This window comes from Pseudarthrobacter sp. RHLT1-30-1, assembly GCF_059383415.1.
Genome location: NZ_JBWZCG010000013.1, coordinates 78,320 through 96,194 on the forward strand (window position 1 = coordinate 78,320; position 17,875 = coordinate 96,194).

Here is a 17,875-nt window from a genome sequence, read left to right on the forward strand (position 1 = left end):
AAATAGAAGGGTGACCCTTTCAGCTGACAGCCCCGCGCCCGCCGCCCCTGCGTCCCCGGTTTCCGGCGGCGTCGATTTCCGCACCGTTGACCTGCGCGGCCAGCGGCTGACGCTCGCCGGCCTCCGCGCGGCGGTGCCCCGGGCCCAGGCCGGCACCATGGCCGATGCCGAGCAGAAAGTCCTGGACATTATCGACGCCGTCCGCTCCCAGGGTTTCGAGGCGCTCAGCGAGCTGGCCCGCACCTTCGACGGCGTGGAACAGTCGCACCCGCGCGTCCCGGCCGACGCGCTGACGGACGCCCTGGCCGGGCTTGATCCCGCTGTGCGGGCTGCCCTGGAGGAATCCATCCGGCGCGCCCGGCGGTTTGCCGACGCCCAGCGCCCGGCGGACACCGACGTCGAGTTCGGCGAAGGCGCCGTCGTCAGCCAGAACTGGGTTCCGGTGGCGCGCGTGGGCCTCTACGTCCCGGGCGGACTGGCGGTCTACCCGTCCTCCGTGATCATGAACGTCGTCCCGGCCCTCGCGGCCGGCGTCGAATCCATCGCCCTTGCGTCCCCGCCGCAGAAGGACTTCGGCGGCCTGCCGCACCCCACCATCCTCGCCGCTGCCTGCCTGCTCGGGATCGAGGAGGTCTACGCGATCGGCGGCGCCCAGGCCATCGCGGCTTTCGCCTACGGCATCCCCTCCGCGGCGGAAGCCGCCGGACTGGACCCGGTCGACGTCGTCACCGGCCCCGGCAATGTTTTCGTCGCCACCGCGAAGCGCCTGGTCAAGGGTGTTGTGGGCATTGACTCCGAGGCCGGCACCACCGAGATTGCCATCCTCGCCGACGCCACGGCGCAGCCGGCCCTGGTCGCAGCCGACCTGATCAGCCAGGCCGAGCACGACCCCAACGCCGCGTCCGTGCTGATCACCGATTCCGTGGCCCTCGCCGCGGCCGTCCGGGTGGAACTGGACCGCCAGGCGGCAGCAACGAAGCACAGTGCGCGGGTCCGCGAGGCGCTCTCCGGGCCGCAGTCCGGTGTCGTCCTGGTGGACACCCTCGAGCAGGGCATCGCCGCGTGCAACGCCTACGCAGCCGAACACCTCGAAATCATGACCGCGGACGCGGCCGGCGTGGCGGGCCGGATCCGCAGCGCCGGGGCGATCTTCGTGGGGGACTACAGCCCCGTCAGCCTGGGCGACTACTGCGCCGGTTCCAACCACGTGCTGCCGACCAGCGGCACTGCAGCATTTTCCTCCGGACTGAACGTGACGACGTTTCTGCGCGCCATCCAGGTCGTCAACTATTCGCGCGCGGCCCTGCAGGAAGTCAGCGGGCACATCCTGAGCCTGGCCGGTGCGGAGGACCTTCCGGCGCACGGCGAGGCCGTCACCGCACGGTTCGCCGAAGGCTCCTGACCACAACATGTAGTAATTACAGGCTTGTTATTCGGCCATATCTAGTCGTAAACTGATTTCGGAGCCAACTGCTCCGACGGACCGCCGGTGTTCTCCGGCGTCTTGCTCGCCAGCCTGCCGACAGGGGATGAAACGACATGTACTGCCCGTTTTGCCGCAACCCTGACTCCCGCGTGGTGGACAGCCGGATGGCCGATGACGGCTCAGCCATCAGGCGCCGCCGGCAGTGCCCGGAGTGCGGCCGCCGCTTCACCACCGTCGAGACCACCAGCCTCACCGTGATCAAGCGGTCCGGGGTCGGCGAGCCCTTCAGCCGCAGCAAGGTCATCAACGGCGTGCGCAAGGCCTGCCAGGGCCGTCCCGTCACCGAGGACGACCTGGCCATGCTTGCCCAGGAAGTCGAAGAGACCATCCGGGCCTCCGGCGCCGCGGAAATCGACGCCCATGAGGTCGGTTTGGCCATCCTCAATCCGCTCCAGAAACTCGACGAGGTCGCGTACCTGCGCTTCGCCAGCGTTTACCAGGCCTTCGAATCCCTCGAGGATTTCGAAGCCGCCATTTCGCTGCTCCGGCACGAGGCCGAGACCGCGGAACGCGACGGCACGAGCCAGCACAAGAGCCCGCTCTAGCAGCGTTCAGCGGCGCCGGTCCTACAGACTCCGGTGGCGGCAGCGGAGGGGAAGCCGCGGCCGCCACCGGCACCAGCCAGACAATGAGCTATCACTCCGGGTTGTTCCCAACCGTCAGAACGACCCGGAGTGATAGCTCAAGTGTGCTACTTGGTCAGTTTGTGTTTCAGCGCGATCTCGAAGGCGGCGCCGACGATACCGGCCTCGTTCTTCAGTTCCGCCGGGACGATGGGGGTGCGCAGCTGCAGCCGCGGCAGGTATTCGTCCGCGCGCTTCGAGATGCCGCCGCCGACGATGAACAGTTCCGGCGAAAAGAGGAACTCCACGTGGGAGAAGTACCGCTGCAGCAGCACGCTGTACTCTTCCCAGCTCAGACCATCCCGTTCACGGGCCACGGCCGAGGCCTTGCTCTCGGCGTCGAAGCCGTCGATTTCCAGGTGACCGAGCTCGGCATTGGGGACAAGCTTGCCGTCGAAGATGAAGGCCGAACCTATCCCCGTGCCGAGCGTGATGACCAGCACCGTCCCTTTCACGGATTCGCCGGCACCGAAGCGGGCCTCGGCGAGGCCGGCGGCGTCGGCGTCGTTGATGACCTCCACCGGGCGGCCGAGACGGGCCGTGAGAAGGGCATCGATATCCACTTCGAGCCAGGACTTGTCCACGTTGGCGGCGGAGTGGACCACGCCGTGCTGGATGATGCCGGGGAAGGTGACACCCACCGGCGAGTCGGGGGCCGGCGCGTCCGGCCGGGCGGACAGTTCGGCGACCACCTGGGCCACGACCTCCGCCACGGACTCGGGCGTGGCGGGCTGCGGAGTGGGGATGCGGACGCGGTCACCAATCAGCTTGCCCTTTTTCAGGTCGACGATTCCGCCCTTGATCCCGGTGCCGCCGATGTCGATGCCAATCAGCGGGGTCTTCTTCTTCGACTTCTCGTCCTTGGTGGCCAATGCGGTTCCGTTCGTGGCAGGGGGCGGGGCTAGGAGGGTGCGGCCCAGGGCCGACGGGCGAAGACCGGGATCTTCTGGTGGTGCGCGAATCAGGGGAGCGTCAGGACCTCCGCACCGGACTCGGTAACGAGCAGGGTGTGCTCGAACTGCGCGGTGCGTTTATGGTCACGGGTCACAACAGTCCAATCATCGGCCCACATGTCCCAGTCCACGGTGCCGAGCGTCAGCATCGGTTCGATGGTGAAGACCATGCCGGTCTCCATGACCGTATTGTAGGCCGGGGCGGCATCGTAGTGCGGGATGATCAGGCCGGTGTGGAAAGCTTCGCCCACGCCATGGCCGGTGAAGTCGCGGACGACGCCGTAGCCGAAGCGTTTGGCGTAGGACTCGATGGTGCGGCCGATCACGTTGATCTCGCGGCCCGGGGCCACGGCGCGGATGGCGCGGGCCAGGGACTCCTGGGTGCGCTCGACGAGCAGCCGCGACTCCTCGTCGACGTCGCCGGCCAGGAAGGTGTAGTTGGTGTCCCCGTGCACGCCGCCGACATACGCGGTGATGTCGATGTTCAGGATGTCCCCGTCCCTGACGACGGTGCTGTCCGGGATGCCGTGGCAGATGACCTCGTTCAGCGACGAGCACAGCGATTTGGGGAAGCCGCGGTAGCCGAGAGTGGACGGGTAGGCGTGGTGGTCGAGCAGGAATTCGTGGCCGACCCGGTCCAGTTCGTCGGTGGTGACGCCGGGCCGGATGTGCTTGCCGACCTCAACGATGGCCTGGGCGGCAATCCGTGAGGCGATGCGGATCTTCTCGATGGTCTCCGCCGTCTTCACTTCCGAACCGGTGAACTTCGCGGGTCCCGGTTTGCCCACATACTCCGGGCGGGGGATCGATGCCGGAACGGGAAGCTGCGGACTGACCGCTCCCGGAACCAGAGTGCCGATGGGTGCGGTCGAGGCTAGAGAAGGCATACATTGATCATATAAGCCCCTGCCGAAGGCCAGGAAACAGAAGTGGAAAGATCCCGTGGAAACCAATAGCGGCGTTCGGCAGCGCTCCGCATCCCGCCGGGGTGCCGGGGCGCAACCCTGAGAGCTGAGGAGCATCGATGCCGGAGTACTGGTACAACGTCAATACGCACGAGATTGAAGAGGACGCCATGTCCGACTGGAGCCAGCTGATCGGCCCGTACAAGACGAGGGAAGAAGCCGAACACGCCCTGGAAAAGGTCAAGGCGCGCAATGAGGTCTGGGAGAAGGGCGAGGACGACTGACTATGCCCGAAGTCTCGCCTGATCACGGAGGGCAGTGGCGGTTCGACCCGACCCACACCCGAATCGGCTTTTCCACCCGCCACGCCATGGTCACCAAAGTCCGCGGCGCCTTCAACGACTTCGAGGGCCTGATCACGGTCGACGCCGACAACCCGGAACGCTCGCAGGTCCGGCTCACTGTCGACGTCGCGAGCATTGACACCCGCAATGCCGACCGGGACCAACACCTGCGGACCAACGACTTCTTTGACGCCCCCCATTACCCGAAGATCACATTTGTGAGCAGCCGGGTGGACCAGGTGGACGAGAGCCACTTCATTGTCAGCGGGGACGTGACCATCCGCGGCGTCACCAAGGAGATCTCGATCCCGATCGACTTCATCGGCGTCGAGCGGGACCCCATGGGGAACCTCCGGGCCGGTTTCGAGGGTTCCCGCCGAATCGACCGCCAGGAGTTCGGGCTCAAGTGGAACACCGCCCTGGACTCCGGTGGCGTGCTGGTGTCGGACAAGGTCACGCTGGAGTTCGAGGTGTCCGCCATCAAGAGCGAAGGCGCCGCCGGAACACCCCCGGAGGCCTAGGCCGCCGGAACACCCCCGGAGGCCTAGAAGGAGTGCTCGGGGCCGGGGAACTGGCCGGAGCGCACGTCCTCGCGGTAGGCTTTCGCGGCGTCGCTGAGGGAGGTGCGCAGGTCCGCGTACTGCTTCACGAATTTGGCCATCCTGCCGCCGCGCAGGCCTGCCATGTCCTGCCACACGAGCACCTGCCCGGTCGTCGCGTTGCCGGCGCCGATCCCGATGGTGGGCACCGCGACGGCGGCGTCCACGGCTGCCGCCGTCGCCGCCGGAACCATCTCCATCAGCACGCAGAACGCTCCGGCGTCGGCCAAGGCGACGGCGTCGTCGATCAGCCGCTGGGCATCATCGCCGCGGCCCTGGACGCGGTAGCCGCCGAGGGCGTGCTCGCTCTGCGGGGTGAACCCGATGTGCGCCATCACCGGGATGCCGGCCTGGACCATGGCCCGGACGGTCTCGGCATAGAACTTCCCGCCCTCGATCTTGACCGCGTGGGCGAGTCCTTCCTTGAGGAACCGGACGCCGGTCGCCACCGCCTGCTGGACGGAGACCTCGTAACTGCCGAAGGGCAGATCCGCCACGACCAGGGCCCGCTTCGCCGACCGGGTCACGGCGCGGCAGAGCGGGATCAGTTCGTCCACGGTGACGGGCAGGCTGGTTTCGTTGCCGAAGACGTTGTTGGACGCCGAGTCGCCGACGAGGAGGACCTCGATGCCGGCCTGGTCGAAGATTTCCGCGGTGTACTGGTCGTAGGCGGTCAGCATGGCAAAGCGTTCACCACTGAGTTTCGCCTGGTGCAGGTGGTGCGTGCGGATCTTCGCCACAGGCTTCCGGCCGCCGGCCTCCGCGCTGCTGGAAGCATCCGCGGCTGCGCCCGCGGACGGACCGGCGGCAGGGTCCGCGGACGGATTCCGGGCTGGAGCGGCGGGGACTGCGGCGGCCGACGGGCCGTTGCCGTAGGGGGCGGCTAGTTCTGCGGGCATGCTGGAATCGGGGCTGGTGCTTGTGGCCATGGCACGAGCGTAGTGCGATACGGCGCGTCCTAGCTACCGGGCGCCATCCTGTGGGCGTATGAGTCACGTCAGGCGCGACCCGGGCCGCCGCCCGGGCAGCGTCGTTTGGGCGGTAATTTTCGGGTTTCCCGGGTTGGCAATTTTCGGGTTCCCCGTGTTAACGCTGGGTTACGCGCGGCGGCCGCTTCGGCAATCGGTGGCAATGGTTAGTAAAGTGAATCGTGAGCAGCCGCGGGACCATGCACGACGGGCCCGGGCACGGACGAAGAACCGGAAAGAGGCCAGTATGGACCGCCAGCAAGAGTTTGTCCTGCGGACGATCGAAGAGCGCGATGTGCGGTTCGTGCGGCTGTGGTTCACCGACGTCGTCGGCTCGCTGAAGTCGGTGGCGCTGGCCCCGGCCGAAGTGGAAGGCGCTTTCGAGGAGGGCCTGGGATTTGACGGCTCCTCCATCGAGGGCCTGGCCCGCGTTTTCGAATCGGACATGCTGGCCCAGCCGGACCCGGCCACCTTCCAGATCCTGCCCTGGCGCGGCGAGACCGAGGCGACGTCGCGGATGTTCTGCGACATTTTGACGCCCGACGGCGAACCCTCCGCGGCTGATCCCCGCAACGTCCTCAAGCGCAACCTGGCCAAAGCCGCGGACATGGGCTTCACCTGCTACACCCACCCCGAGATCGAGTTCTACCTGCTCAAGTCCCAGCAGCCGGGTCCCGACGGTTCCCCGGTCCCGGTGGACGAGGGCGGCTACTTCGACCACGTTCCGGGCGGCGTGGCACAGGACTTCCGCCGCACGGCCGTGACCATGCTGGAATCGGTCGGCATCTCGGTCGAATTCAGCCACCACGAGGCCGGCCCCGGCCAGAACGAAATCGACCTGCGCTACGCCGATGCGCTGCAGACCGCAGACAACATCATGACGTTCCGCACCGTGATCAAGGAAGTCGCGCTGCAGCAGGGCACCTACGCCACCTTCATGCCGAAACCGTTTACGGCGCACCCGGGCTCGGGCATGCACACCCACTTCTCCCTCTTCGAGGGCGACACGAACGCCTTCTATGAGGCCGGCGCCGAGTTCCAGCTCTCCGAGACGGCCCGGCAGTTCATTGCCGGGATCCTCAAGCACGCGCCGGAGTTCACCGCGGTGACCAACCAGTTCGTGAACTCCTATAAGCGGCTCTGGGGCGGGGGAGAAGCCCCCAGCTACCTCAGCTGGGGCCACAACAACCGGTCCGCCCTGGTCCGCGTCCCGCTCTACAAGCCCGGCAAGGGCCAGTCGGCGCGGATCGAATACCGCGGCATCGACTCGGCGGCCAACCCCTACCTGGCCTACGCCGTTCTGCTCGGTGCCGGGCTGAAGGGCATCGAGGAGGGCTACCAGCTCCCCGCCGCCGCCGAGGACGACATCTGGTCGCTGAGCTCGGCCGAGCGCCGCGCGATGGGCCATGACCCGCTTCCGGCCAGTCTGCACGATGCCATCCGCTCGATGGAGGACTCCGAACTCATGCCGCAGATCCTCGGCGAGCAGGTGTTCGAACACTTCCTGCGCAACAAGCGCGCCGAGTGGCAGGACTACCGTCTCCAGGTCACGCCTTACGAGCTGCAGCGCAACCTCGGCATCCTTTAGGCGGCCCGGGTGAGCCTGGCACGTCGCCTGATTGCGGCCGGTTTCAGCGATCTGGAAAAGGGCGAACGGTTCCTGGCTGCCCCGGAGCTGGAGGGCCTGGACGAGGACGTCCTCTTCGCCGGGCTGCAGCTCGCCGCGAACCCGGATACGGCGCTGCAGTCCCTCGTCCGGCTGATTGAAAAGCACCCGGACCTGCGGAAGCTGGCGGTCGCGGAGCTGGAACGCAGTGAGCCCCTGTACCGGGTGCTGGGCGCCTCCGAGGCGCTGGGTGAGTTCCTGATCCGCCACCCGGAACATCTTGACGCGTTCGAGGTGACGGCCAGCCCCGAACCGCGGGCCGCGGACGCCGCCGGGCTGCGCGCCCGGCTGCTGCGCTCGGTGCGGGCGGATCCGAAGTCCGCCCGCCCGGTGGCCGGTTTGACCGGCCAGGACGGCTACGTGGCGCTCCGCACCGAGTACCGGCGCGGCCTCGTCGAACTGGCCGTCAAGGACCTCTGCGCTGCCGACCCGCTGGACTTCCTGCCCGCTGCGGGCGCGGAACTGGCGGACCTCGCCGGCGCCGCGATCGAGGCCGCCCTGGCCGTCTCCCGGGCCGAGGCCGCCGAGCACTTCAGCGCCGGCGAGGTGGCCGCCGTCGGGCTGGCCGTGATCGGCATGGGCAAATGCGGTGCCCGCGAACTCAACTACATCTCCGACGTCGACGTCATCTACGTCATCGATTCCGGCGGGCTCGATGACCCGCGCGCCAACACGATCGGTACCGCACTGGCCACCGGCATCTCCCGGGCCATCATGTCCGTCGGCCGCGAACCCGGGCTGTGGGAGGTCGACGCGAACCTGCGCCCGGAGGGCAAATCCGGGCCGCTGGTCAGGACCCTGGCCTCGCACGAGAGCTATTACGCCCGCTGGGCCGAGAGCTGGGAATTCCAGGCCCTGCTGAAAGCGCGGACCATCGCCGGGGACGCCGATCTCGGCGCCCGCTACGAAGCCGCCGTCGCGCCGCTGATCTGGTCCTCCGCCGGCCGGGAAGGCTTCGTGGAGTCGGTCCGGTCGATGCGCCGCCGGGTCACCGAACACATCCCCGCCGAGGAGGAGCAGCGGCAGATCAAGCTGGGCCGCGGGGGACTCCGGGACGTCGAATTCACCGTCCAGCTGCTGCAGCTGGTGCACGGCAAGTCCGACGAGACCCTGCGCTGCCGCGACACCACCTCGGCCATCGCCGCCCTGTCCGCCGGCGGCTACATCGGCCGCTCCGACGCGGCCGAGTTCGACCGCTGCTACCGCTACCTGCGGCTGCTGGAACACCGGATCCAGCTCTTCCAGCTGCGCCGCACCCACCTCATGCCGGTCTCGGAAGCCGCGCTGCGGTCACTCGCCAAAGCTGTCCTCGGACCCTTCTCCAGCGGACGGCCCAAACCCGACGCCCTGGTCGAAACCTGGCGCAAAACCAAGCGGTCCGTCCGCGAGCTGCACGAGCGGATCTTCTACCGCCCGCTGCTCAACACCGCCGCATCACTCAGCAGCGAGGAAGCCAGGCTCAGCCCGGAAGCCGCGCAGGGGCGCCTCGCCGCGCTGGGCTACCTCGACCCCCCCGGAGCCATGCGCCACATCGAAGCGCTCACCGGGGGGGTCAGCCGCCGCGCAGCACTCCAGCGCCAGCTGCTTCCGATCCTGCTGGGCTGGCTCGCGGAGGGCGTTGACCCCGACGGCGGCCTGCTGGCCTTCCGCCGGGTCAGTGAAGCCCTCGGCACCACCCACTGGTACCTCGGCATGCTCCGGGACTCGACGGCGGCGGCCGAGCGGCTCTGCCATGTGCTGTCCAACTCCCGGCTGATCGCCGACCTGCTTGAGGTCTCGCCCGAATCCGTCGCCTGGCTCGGCTCGGACAAGGAACTGGTGCCGCTGACCTTCGAGGCGCAGTGGCTCGAGATTGCCTCCAAGATGTCCCGCCATCCGGATCCGGAAAATGCGATGCGACTGATCCGGCTGATCCGCCGCCGCGAGATCCTGCGGACTGCGATCGCGGACAGCGCGGGACTGCTGGACCAGGACCAGGTCGGCACGGCCCTGGCCGACACCGACCGGGCCGCGGTCCTGGGGGCCCTGCGCGTCGCGGAAACCATGGTCACCGCGGAGGAGCCGCTTAAGACGCACGTTCTGGTGGTCGCCATGGGACGGCAGGGCGGCCGGGAAATCGGCTACGGCTCCGACGCCGACGTCATCTACGTGCACCGCGGGATGCCCGGCGTCCCGGAGGACGAGGCCCAGCAGCAGGCCCTGCAGATCGTTGGCCGGCTCTCCAGCCTGCTCACCCAGCCGCTGAAGCCCGCCATCCTGGCTGAACGCGTCCTGATGGTCGATGCGGACCTCCGCCCCGAGGGCAAGAGCGGGCCGATGGTGCGGTCGCTGGAATCATACGCCGAGTACTACCGCCGGTGGTCGCTGGTGTGGGAGGCCCAGGCGCTGCTGCGGGCCCGGCCGATGGCGGGCGACGACGGGCTGGCCGCCGACTTCGTGGCCCTGATCGACACCGTCCGCTACCCGGAGTCGCTCTCCGAGCACGACGTGCGGGAAGTCCGGCGGGTGAAGGCCAGGGTCGAGGCGGAACGGCTGCCCCGCGGCGCCGATCCGGCCCGGCACCTCAAGCTCGGCCGCGGCGGCCTGAGCGACGTCGAATGGCTGGCCCAGCTCATCCAGCTGCAGCACGCAGGACAGCACCCCGGGCTGCGGACCACCTCCACCGTGGAGGCCCTCGAAGCTGCCGCCGCCGTCGGGCTGCTCGAAGCGGAGGACGTGGCGATCCTGCTCCGTGCCTGGCACCTGGCGAGCCGGATCCGGTCCGCCAATGTGATCTGGACCGGCCGGGCCTCGGATGTGCTGCCGTCCTCCCGCCGCGACCTGGAAGCGGTAGCCCGCTGGTGCGGCTACGGACAGGGCAATGCCGCCGCCTTGGAAGAGGACTATCTGCGGCTGAGCCGGCGCGCGCGGAGCGTGTTCGAACGGGTCTTCTACGGACAGTGAACGGCTGGGGCAGCACGAGCCGGCACTAATCCTGCGTCGCTAATCCGGTACCACGGCGGGGATTTCAGGCAGGCATCCGGGGCGGCCTAGTCGTGGGGGCGCAGCCGAACAGCGATGTCACTGAGTGCGTCCAGCGAGGCAAACAGCGCATCCCGGTGTTCGGGCGGGAGCTGCTCCAGCACTTCCTCGAGCGACCCCGTCACGGCCGCGTCGATGCTGCTCTTGTTTGTCCGGGCAAGTTCGGTCAAATAGAGCAGCGACTTTCGTTTGTCCTCCGGATCCGACAGCCGTTCCACCAGCCCGCGCGCGCCCAGGGCGCGAACCGCGGTTGAAACGTTGGACGGCTTTATGTCCAGCGCCACCCCCGCTTCGGTGACGCTGGATCCAGGATGGTCTTCCAGGTAGCCAAGGATGGCCCACTCGGTGGCAGGCAAGGGTTCCAGCCCGGCCCGCACCGGGCCTTTGCGTTGAACCCACCAGGCCAGCTCTATCAGCGCTTTCGCTGCCTCATGCACTTTCTTCATTCACCAATTTTGATATGAAGACATACGTATGTCAACATAATGAAGCCGCCGAACGAAAGTGAACCGATTTACTTCATGACCACGTCTTCCAAAACGACAGCGTCCCTGATGACAATGCTGGCCCTGCTCAGCGCGCTGGGGCCCTTTGCCATCGACATGTACCTGCCGGCCTTCCCACAAATGATGCTGGATCTCGACACCAGCGCAGCCACCATTCAATTGACTCTCACCACGTTCATGCTTGGCATGGCGGTCGGCCAGCTGGTGATTGGGCCACTGTCGGATCAGTTTGGCCGGCGCAAGCCGCTGCTGATCGGCGCCGTCGCCTGCCTGGCCGCGAGCGTGCTCTGCGCGGTGGCACCAAGCATCGAGTTCCTGATCGGAATGCGGTTCGTCCAGGGGTTCGCCGGCGCTGCCGGCGTGGTTTTGGCCCGAGCCATCGTTTCGGATTCCAGCCGCGGCGTGCATGCCGCCAAGCAGTTTGCCATCCTGATGGCGGTCGGCGGCATCGCGCCCGTCCTCTCGCCGCTGGCTGGCGGCGGCGTTATCGGCTTCTCCGGCTGGCGCGGGGTGTTTTGGGCGCTGGCCGTCCTGAACATGCTCATGGTTATTGGATCCATCCTCATCGTGAAGGAGAGCCTGCCGCTGGAACGTCGCAGCAAGGGCGGGGTGAAGGAGCTGTTCTCCAACACCGGCCGCGTGCTCGGCAACAGGCGCTACCTTGGGTTCACGTTCGCGTTCGCCTACTCCATGGCCGCCATGTTCGGCTACATCTCGGCGTCGCCCTTTGTCTACCAAAATATCCTCGGACTCGACCCCATTGCGTTCTCCCTGCTCTTCGCGCTGAACGCCCTGGGCCTGACGGTCACCAGCATTATCGGCGTGAAGCTGGTGGGCACGCTGGGTCCGCTCCGGATGACCTATCTCGGCGTCGCGGGACTGGTGGTCTTCAGCGCGGTCCTGCTGGCAATCGTGTCGGCCGGCAACACGCCGCTGGTCCCGACGCTTGTGGTGATTTTCCTGGCAATATCCTCACTGGGCTTCATTTTCGGCAACGCCGCGGCATTGGCCACAGACCAGGTCAAGCAGTATGCGGGCAGCGGATCGGCGATCATGGGCGCGCTTCAGTTCACCTTGGCTGCAGCCGTCTCCCCGCTGGTGGGCCTCGCCGGAGAAGAGAGTGCCCTGCCGATGGCGGTCGTGATGCTTGTCGCGGGAATCATTGCCCTCCTGAGCCTGGTAACCCTCACCCGTGGCGCGACGATCCTGCCGGCCTCCGAACCTGTGGAACGCCCTGCGGAACCCGTGTCCCAGCACTGACCGAAACGTCATCCTTCCCCGGGCAGGCCTCCCCATCCGGAACCGGATGGGGAGGCACGGGGGGCTGACACCCCGACGGCGGCGGTGCTACCTTGTCCGCATGGCCAGACAACTCTTTGTGAACCTCCCCGTCAGGGACCTCGACAAGACGGTGGCGTTCTTCACCGCGCTGGGATTCACCTTCAACCCCGACTTCACCGATGAAAACGCAACCTGCATGATTGTCAACGACGACGCCTTCGTGATGCTGCTCGTCGACGCGTACTTCAAGACCTTTACGTCCAAGGCGGTAGCAGGCGCCTCAGGGTCTGCAGAGGTCATCATGTCCTTCTCCCTGGACAGCCGCGAGGCTGTCGATGAGCTCGTCCGGACGGCACTCACCGCCGGCGGAGCACCGTCCCAGGAAGCCCAGGACTACGGTTTTATGTATACCCACAGCTTCCAGGACCCGGACGGCCACCTCTGGGAAGTCTTCTGGATGGACCCGGCCGGGCCGCCGAAGGACGCCGCACTCTGACCCTGCGGCAGCCGTGTGGGGAGGCGCTGCGCTCCAATCCTGCGGCAGCCGGGCCGGAGGCGCCGCGCTGGGTGGGTACGCTTCTGTTATGCCTGAAAGCGTGTGGCTGATGCCGCTGAAGAACCTAGACGACGACGCGCGCGCCATCAAGCTCGGCGAAATCGCCAAGCTCGACGTCAGCGATGACCAGCGGAGGTTCGTCGGTGAGCCGCTGCGGATGATGCTCATCGCGCTGGAAGAGGATTCCCGGTCCCCGATGGCGATTGACGCCAACGGATCCGCCGTCGGGGTCCTGACCCTGCAGACCGGCGCCGCGACCCTGGCCGGCTGGGCCGATGACCACTCGGTCTGGCTGCTGCGCGGGTTCCTTATTGACCACCGGCAGCAGGGCAGGGGCTTCGGCGCCCTGGCGGCGGAGGCCGCTGTGCGGGCGGCCGCGAAACTGACGGCGGCCCTGGGCGGCGGGGAGGCCGGCGTCGTGCTCTCTGTCAACGAAGAAAACCCGGCCGGACGGGCCGCGTACCGCAAGGCAGGGTTCGAGGACCGCGGGCAGTACCTGGGCGACGACACCGGCCCGCAGCGGACCATGTACCGGGGGTTCTGAGCGGGACTCACTCCTTGGCGGCGGCACCCGGTCGGTCAATATTGGCCTCATGATGTCGGCGGTGTGACGGCCAGGAGCCCGCGTGCCGCCATCCGGGCCGGTGCGGCGGACTGCCCGGAGTCTTTTCCGCCGTCCGACGGGGGAGCCCTGTTCGTCGGGGACGCGCGCTGGGAACAGTGGGCGGCGCCCTGAGCCGACCGCCGGATCCGTACACCGCAGACGCCGCGCAGGCTGAGGTGTCGCCGCGGAAACTGCGCCTGACCAAGCCCGCCCGGATACCCATTCCCCATGGACGGAGATCCCCGACCCCGTGGCGGCCCTGCGCGGGCTGGACGCCCCACTGTCAATTTGTGTTGACGCTTCCCGGAGGATCAACTAAAGTTGACACAGGAGGTCTGGATGGAAACATTGATTGGTTCGATGGACGGCAAGGGCCCGGCGGAGGCGCTGTACGCGGTGGCCGGACTGCGCAAGGAAGTGGCCCGGGCCGAAACGGAAGCGGTGTTGCGGGCCCGGCAGGCGGGCCTGTCGTGGGAAGCCATCGCAACGTGCCTTGGCGTCAGCAAGCAGGCTGTGCACCGGAAGTATGGGAAGCGCTGAGGCGGAACGCGGGCGACGACGGCTTAAACGACGGCGGCCCCCACCAAAAGGTGGGGGCCGCCGTCGTGCAATCCGTGGGTGGAAAGCCGCTGGTGGCTAGACGCCGTAGTACAGCTCGAACTCGTACGGGTTCGGGCGCAGCGAGAGCGGACGGATCTCGTTCTCGTACTTGTACTCGATCCAGGTGTCGATCAGGTCCTGGGTAAAGACGCCGCCGGCCTGGAGGAACTCGTTGTCCTCGGCCAGGGCATCCAGGGCCTCTTCGAGCGTGCCGGGAGCCTTGGGGATGTCCTTGGCTTCCTCGGCGGGGAGCTCGTAGAGGTCCTTGTCGATCGGAGCCGGCGGTTCAATGCGGTTGCGGATGCCGTCGATGCCGGCCATCAGCTGGGCCGCGAAGGCCAGGTACGGGTTGGAGGAGGGGTCCGGAGCGCGGAATTCGATGCGCTTGGCCTTCGGGTTGGAACCCGTGATCGGGATGCGGATACCGGCGGAGCGGTTGCCCTGCGAGTAGACCATGTTGACCGGGGCCTCAAAGCCCTTGACCAGGCGGCGGTAGGAGTTCACCGTCGGGTTGGTGAAGGCCAGCACGGCTGAGGAGTGCTTGAGCAGGCCGCCGATGTACCAGCGGGCCATGTCGGAGAGGCCGGCGTAGCCCTTCTCGTCGTAGAACAGCGGCTCGCCACCGGTCCACAGCGACTGGTGGCAGTGCATGCCCGAACCGTTGTCGCCGAAGACCGGCTTCGGCATAAAGGTGACCGACTTGCCCCAGGCATCGGCGGTGTTCTTGATGATGTACTTGAACTTCTGCAGGTCATCCGCAGCCGCGGTCAGCGTGGTGAACTTGTAGTTGATCTCAGCCTGGCCGGCGGAACCGACCTCGTGGTGGCTGCGCTCGACCTCAAGGCCGGCCTCGTCCAGGGCGATGCACATGGCGTCGCGGAGGTCGGCCTGTTTGTCGGTGGGGGAGACCGGGAAGTAGCCGCCCTTGACCGGGGTCTTGTAGCCCAGGTTGCCGCCCTCTTCCTCGCGGCCCGTGTTCCAGTGTGCTTCCTCGGAATCGATCTTGTAGAAGCTGCCCTGCGGGGAGGACTGGTACTGGACGTTGTCGAAGACGAAGAATTCGGCCTCGGGTGCAAAGAACGCGGTGTCGGCAATGCCGGTGGAGGCCAGGTAGGCCTCGGCCTTCTCGGCCACGCCGCGGGGATCGCGGTGGTACGGGTCGCCGGTACGCGGGTTCACGATCGAGAAGTTCAACGCGAGAGTCTTCTCCATGCGGAACGTGTCGAGGAACGCGGTGGTTACGTCCGGGATGAGCTGCATGTCCGACTCGGCGATGCCCTGGAAGCCTCGGATCGAGGAGCCGTCGAAGAGCTGGCCGTTGACGAAGAAGTCCGCGTCAACACTCTTGGCGGGCACATTGAAGTGCTGCTGAATGCCAGGGAGGTCGGTGAAGCGAATATCGACGAACTTAACGTCTTCGTCTTTGATGAACTTGAGGACTTCGTCCGCAGTCTTGAACATCTATGCTCCTTATGCATGTGATAGATCTGGCCGTCAGGCCGTGTGGTCCAGCGCAGTCCGACAGCGGGGTAAACGCAAAGGTTTGCCCCGCCCCTATGCCGCTAGCAACTGTTACCACCCTAAGGACACGGGATTTCCCGATAGTGTCCGCTTTGTTTCCGGCAGGTTACAGAATGCCCTGACAGGTAAACGGTAGTCGCTGTCCACTAGGTGGCCTACCCGTGACCAGAGTGTGGCCGCTGAATGTCCACACTCTGAACAGCATTGGGCGGGAGCTGATTGCCGATAGGCTTGGAGAGTGGTTGATCGCAAAGACATAGGCTCATGGCTCAGCGGGCCGGACACCTCCGGCATCTCGAAGTACCCGGGGGAGCGGCTGGGACTGCCCGAGTCCGGGCCGGGATCCATTGCCCGGGCCGGCCGGCGCATCGTCGCCATCTGCATTGACTGGGGCATCGCGCTGCTGATCAGCAACTATGCGTTCGCCGGGGACCCATGGGCAACGCTTGCCGTGTTCGCCGTCGAGCAGGCCCTGCTCATCGGAACCCTCGGATACAGCATTGGCCACCGCATCATGGGGATCCACGTCATCCGGCTCGGTGGCGCGCCCGCCGGACCGATCCCGGCCCTGGTCCGCAGCCTGCTGCTGTGCCTGGTGATCCCCGCCGTCATCTTCGACCCGGACCACCGCGGCCTGCACGACAAGGCCATGAACACCGTTCTCGTCAGGATGTAGCGCCGGCCGCAATTCGTTGCCGCTAGTTTCCGCCCCCGTTGCTGATCCCTGCTCCACCATCCGACGCAGATGGCCGCTAAACCGCCGCCCCGGTTGGCGGCCGTCTGCGTCGAATGCTGGAGGCGTGCGAGTCCCGAGCTGGCAGGCATGATGCCACCCGCGTTTGCCCTGGGCGTGGGCGACCCGGCAGGCCGTCTGTGAACGCTTCCGGTCGGGTTAGACTCCGGCCGTCTCGTCTGCCGTCTCGTCAGCTGTTTCCCGAGCCGTCTCCTGAGCCGGTGCGGGCGCATCCTGTCCGGCCTTGATGGTCAGGTAGCCGTTACGGCCGGCCCAGCGTTCGAACCAGACCGTAGTGAACGGGAGCACCGCGGAGAGCCCGGCGAACAGGGCCACCCGGAACGGCCAGCGCTGCAGCCCCCACAGGCTCAGTGCTGCGATCCCGTAGCAGACGAAGAATGCCCCGTGAATCGGGCCCGCGATCTCCACCCCGAATTCCGTGGTCCGGATAACCCATTTGAGGAACATACCCACCAGCAGCGCGGCCCAGCTGAACGCCTCGGCGATCGCCAGGACCCGGAAGATGCGGATCATGGCAGGAGTGGAAGGAAAATTCATGGCGAAAGTCTCCGGGTTCTGTCCCGACGGGACGGCTCAGGTTTCGTGGGCAGTTTCGTGGCAAAAGGAACGCCCCGGCGGCCGGCCTGAAAGGCGGTTACCGGGGCGTCCCTGTGGTCTGGCGGATCGGCCTAGCGTCCGCGGGCTGCCTTGCGGTCCGGGCGGGCCTTGTAGGGATCGATCCCCTTGGGAATGGGTAGCCGGCTCCCGAGCGACGAGATGCGCTTGGAAACCGTGCTGACCTCAAGCTTGGTCAGTTCGTTCTTCAGCTTGGTCATCTTCTTGGCGATCTGGCTGATCGGAACCTGGCCCTCGCCGCGGCCGCTTTCAAGCACGTGGATGGTGACGTTGGGAAGGATGCGGGCGAGCCGCTTGCGTTCGGCGTCGAGCAGCGGCTTGACCCGGGTGCTGGGTCCCTCGCTGACCAGGACGACGCCGGGACGGCCGATGGCGCGGAACACGGCGTCCTGGGTGCGGGGGTTCACCGCGACGGGCTGCTCTTCGACGATCCAGCCGCGCTTGAGCGTGCCCAGCGCAGCGCCCGAGGCGCCGGGCTGGTTTTCGATCCGGGCGAATGCGGCGCGCTCGGCCCGGCGGGACAGGATCAGGGTGGCGGCCAAAACGCCCAGCGGAATGCCGATGATCAGGCCGGTAATCCAGTTTTCCAGCAGGAACCCCACGACAAAGCTGACCGCGACGACGCCGAGGAATGCGAGCAGCATGAGCCACGGCACCATCGGATCGTGCTCGCGGGTCATCTGGAAGACCTCGCGAATCTGCTTCAGGCGGCTCGGCTTCTTGACCTTGGCCGCCTTGGGCTTTCGGGAAAAGAGGCCCCGCTTCGGAGCATCAGAAGCCGGACTGGAGTTGCTGGAATCAGGGGAATTCGCCATAGTGCCTTAATTCTACGTGATGCACAGCGAAGGGCCGGACGCCGCATTGCTCCGGCGC

18 protein-coding genes are annotated in these 17,875 nt (G+C 66.9%); 11 read left to right on the top strand and 7 right to left on the bottom strand.

What is annotated here, in order from left to right; translation table 11 throughout:
* Positions 1 to 10: 10 nt before the first annotated feature.
* Together hisD and nrdR are read left to right on the top strand one after the other, a co-directional pair.
* On the top strand, positions 11 to 1,402 hold the full coding sequence (gene hisD, locus AC50YM_RS11340) for a histidinol dehydrogenase (RefSeq protein ID WP_494957046.1): 1,392 nt from the start codon (positions 11 to 13) through the stop codon (positions 1,400 to 1,402).
* 137 nt (positions 1,403 to 1,539) lie between these two features.
* Positions 1,540 to 2,031, top strand: coding sequence for a transcriptional regulator NrdR (gene nrdR / locus AC50YM_RS11345; RefSeq protein WP_494957047.1), 492 nt, complete (start codon positions 1,540 to 1,542; stop codon positions 2,029 to 2,031).
* A 146-nt stretch (positions 2,032 to 2,177) separates the two neighbouring features.
* Here nrdR and ppgK read toward each other — a convergent pair whose 3' ends face one another.
* Entirely contained in the window at positions 2,178 to 2,981 is an 804-nt protein-coding gene (gene ppgK, locus AC50YM_RS11350; protein WP_494957048.1) for a polyphosphate--glucose phosphotransferase, read from the bottom strand.
* 89 nt (positions 2,982 to 3,070) lie between these two features.
* Complete coding sequence (map, locus tag AC50YM_RS11355) at positions 3,071 to 3,949, bottom strand: type I methionyl aminopeptidase (RefSeq protein ID WP_494957049.1); 879 nt, start codon at positions 3,947 to 3,949, stop codon at positions 3,071 to 3,073.
* Positions 3,950 to 4,086: 137 nt separating this feature from the next.
* On the opposite strand from map, the gene AC50YM_RS11360 reads away from it, so the two are divergent.
* Positions 4,087 to 4,251: an SPOR domain-containing protein gene (locus AC50YM_RS11360; RefSeq protein WP_494957050.1), complete on the top strand. Its 165-nt coding sequence runs from the start codon at positions 4,087 to 4,089 to the stop codon at positions 4,249 to 4,251.
* A gap of 2 nt (positions 4,252 to 4,253) precedes the next feature.
* Positions 4,254 to 4,832, top strand: a complete 579-nt coding sequence (locus tag AC50YM_RS11365) for a YceI family protein (protein ID WP_494957051.1) — start codon at positions 4,254 to 4,256, stop codon at positions 4,830 to 4,832.
* A gap of 23 nt (positions 4,833 to 4,855) precedes the next feature.
* Here AC50YM_RS11365 and panB read toward each other — a convergent pair whose 3' ends face one another.
* Positions 4,856 to 5,839: a 3-methyl-2-oxobutanoate hydroxymethyltransferase gene (panB, locus tag AC50YM_RS11370; protein ID WP_494957052.1), complete on the bottom strand. Its 984-nt coding sequence runs from the start codon at positions 5,837 to 5,839 to the stop codon at positions 4,856 to 4,858.
* A gap of 286 nt (positions 5,840 to 6,125) precedes the next feature.
* Between panB and glnA (AC50YM_RS11375) the strand changes: the two genes are divergently transcribed.
* Together glnA (AC50YM_RS11375) and AC50YM_RS11380 are read left to right on the top strand one after the other, a co-directional pair.
* The gene (gene glnA / locus AC50YM_RS11375; RefSeq protein ID WP_069951320.1) at positions 6,126 to 7,466 is read left to right on the top strand and encodes a type I glutamate--ammonia ligase; all 1,341 of its coding nucleotides are present in this window, start codon (positions 6,126 to 6,128) and stop codon (positions 7,464 to 7,466) included.
* A 9-nt stretch (positions 7,467 to 7,475) separates the two neighbouring features.
* A complete protein-coding gene (locus tag AC50YM_RS11380; RefSeq protein ID WP_494957053.1) occupies positions 7,476 to 10,487 on the top strand; it encodes a bifunctional [glutamine synthetase] adenylyltransferase/[glutamine synthetase]-adenylyl-L-tyrosine phosphorylase in 3,012 nt (1,003 codons plus the stop codon).
* Positions 10,488 to 10,573: 86 nt separating this feature from the next.
* On the opposite strand, the gene AC50YM_RS11385 is transcribed toward AC50YM_RS11380, so the two are convergent.
* Positions 10,574 to 11,011 (bottom strand): MarR family winged helix-turn-helix transcriptional regulator, encoded by a 438-nt coding sequence (locus tag AC50YM_RS11385; RefSeq protein WP_494957054.1) that lies wholly within the window; start codon positions 11,009 to 11,011, stop codon positions 10,574 to 10,576.
* Between the two features lie 75 nt (positions 11,012 to 11,086).
* On the opposite strand from AC50YM_RS11385, the gene AC50YM_RS11390 reads away from it, so the two are divergent.
* The 4 genes from AC50YM_RS11390 to AC50YM_RS11405 all read left to right on the top strand — a co-directional run bounded on the left by AC50YM_RS11390 (position 11,087) and on the right by AC50YM_RS11405 (position 14,052).
* Positions 11,087 to 12,331, top strand: a complete 1,245-nt coding sequence (locus tag AC50YM_RS11390; RefSeq protein ID WP_494957055.1) for a multidrug effflux MFS transporter — start codon at positions 11,087 to 11,089, stop codon at positions 12,329 to 12,331.
* A 100-nt stretch (positions 12,332 to 12,431) separates the two neighbouring features.
* On the top strand, positions 12,432 to 12,848 hold the full coding sequence (locus AC50YM_RS11395; RefSeq protein WP_494957056.1) for a VOC family protein: 417 nt from the start codon (positions 12,432 to 12,434) through the stop codon (positions 12,846 to 12,848).
* Positions 12,849 to 12,936: 88 nt separating this feature from the next.
* Positions 12,937 to 13,452, top strand: a complete 516-nt coding sequence (locus AC50YM_RS11400; RefSeq protein WP_494957057.1) for a GNAT family N-acetyltransferase — start codon at positions 12,937 to 12,939, stop codon at positions 13,450 to 13,452.
* Positions 13,453 to 13,851: 399 nt separating this feature from the next.
* Entirely contained in the window at positions 13,852 to 14,052 is a 201-nt protein-coding gene (locus AC50YM_RS11405) for a helix-turn-helix domain-containing protein (RefSeq protein ID WP_494957058.1), read from the top strand.
* 96 nt (positions 14,053 to 14,148) lie between these two features.
* On the opposite strand, the gene glnA (AC50YM_RS11410) is transcribed toward AC50YM_RS11405, so the two are convergent.
* Positions 14,149 to 15,573, bottom strand: a complete 1,425-nt coding sequence (glnA, locus tag AC50YM_RS11410; RefSeq protein ID WP_494957059.1) for a type I glutamate--ammonia ligase — start codon at positions 15,571 to 15,573, stop codon at positions 14,149 to 14,151.
* A 298-nt stretch (positions 15,574 to 15,871) separates the two neighbouring features.
* Here glnA (AC50YM_RS11410) and AC50YM_RS11415 point away from each other — a divergent pair, with 298 nt between their 5' ends.
* The gene (locus AC50YM_RS11415; protein WP_494957060.1) at positions 15,872 to 16,309 is read left to right on the top strand and encodes an RDD family protein; all 438 of its coding nucleotides are present in this window, start codon (positions 15,872 to 15,874) and stop codon (positions 16,307 to 16,309) included.
* Between the two features lie 216 nt (positions 16,310 to 16,525).
* On the opposite strand, the gene AC50YM_RS11420 is transcribed toward AC50YM_RS11415, so the two are convergent.
* The gene (locus tag AC50YM_RS11420) at positions 16,526 to 16,924 is read right to left on the bottom strand and encodes a DUF3817 domain-containing protein (protein WP_494957061.1); all 399 of its coding nucleotides are present in this window, start codon (positions 16,922 to 16,924) and stop codon (positions 16,526 to 16,528) included.
* 131 nt (positions 16,925 to 17,055) lie between these two features.
* On the bottom strand, positions 17,056 to 17,817 hold the full coding sequence (locus AC50YM_RS11425) for a DUF4191 domain-containing protein (RefSeq protein ID WP_494957062.1): 762 nt from the start codon (positions 17,815 to 17,817) through the stop codon (positions 17,056 to 17,058).
* Between the last annotated feature and the right edge of the window lie 58 nt (positions 17,818 to 17,875).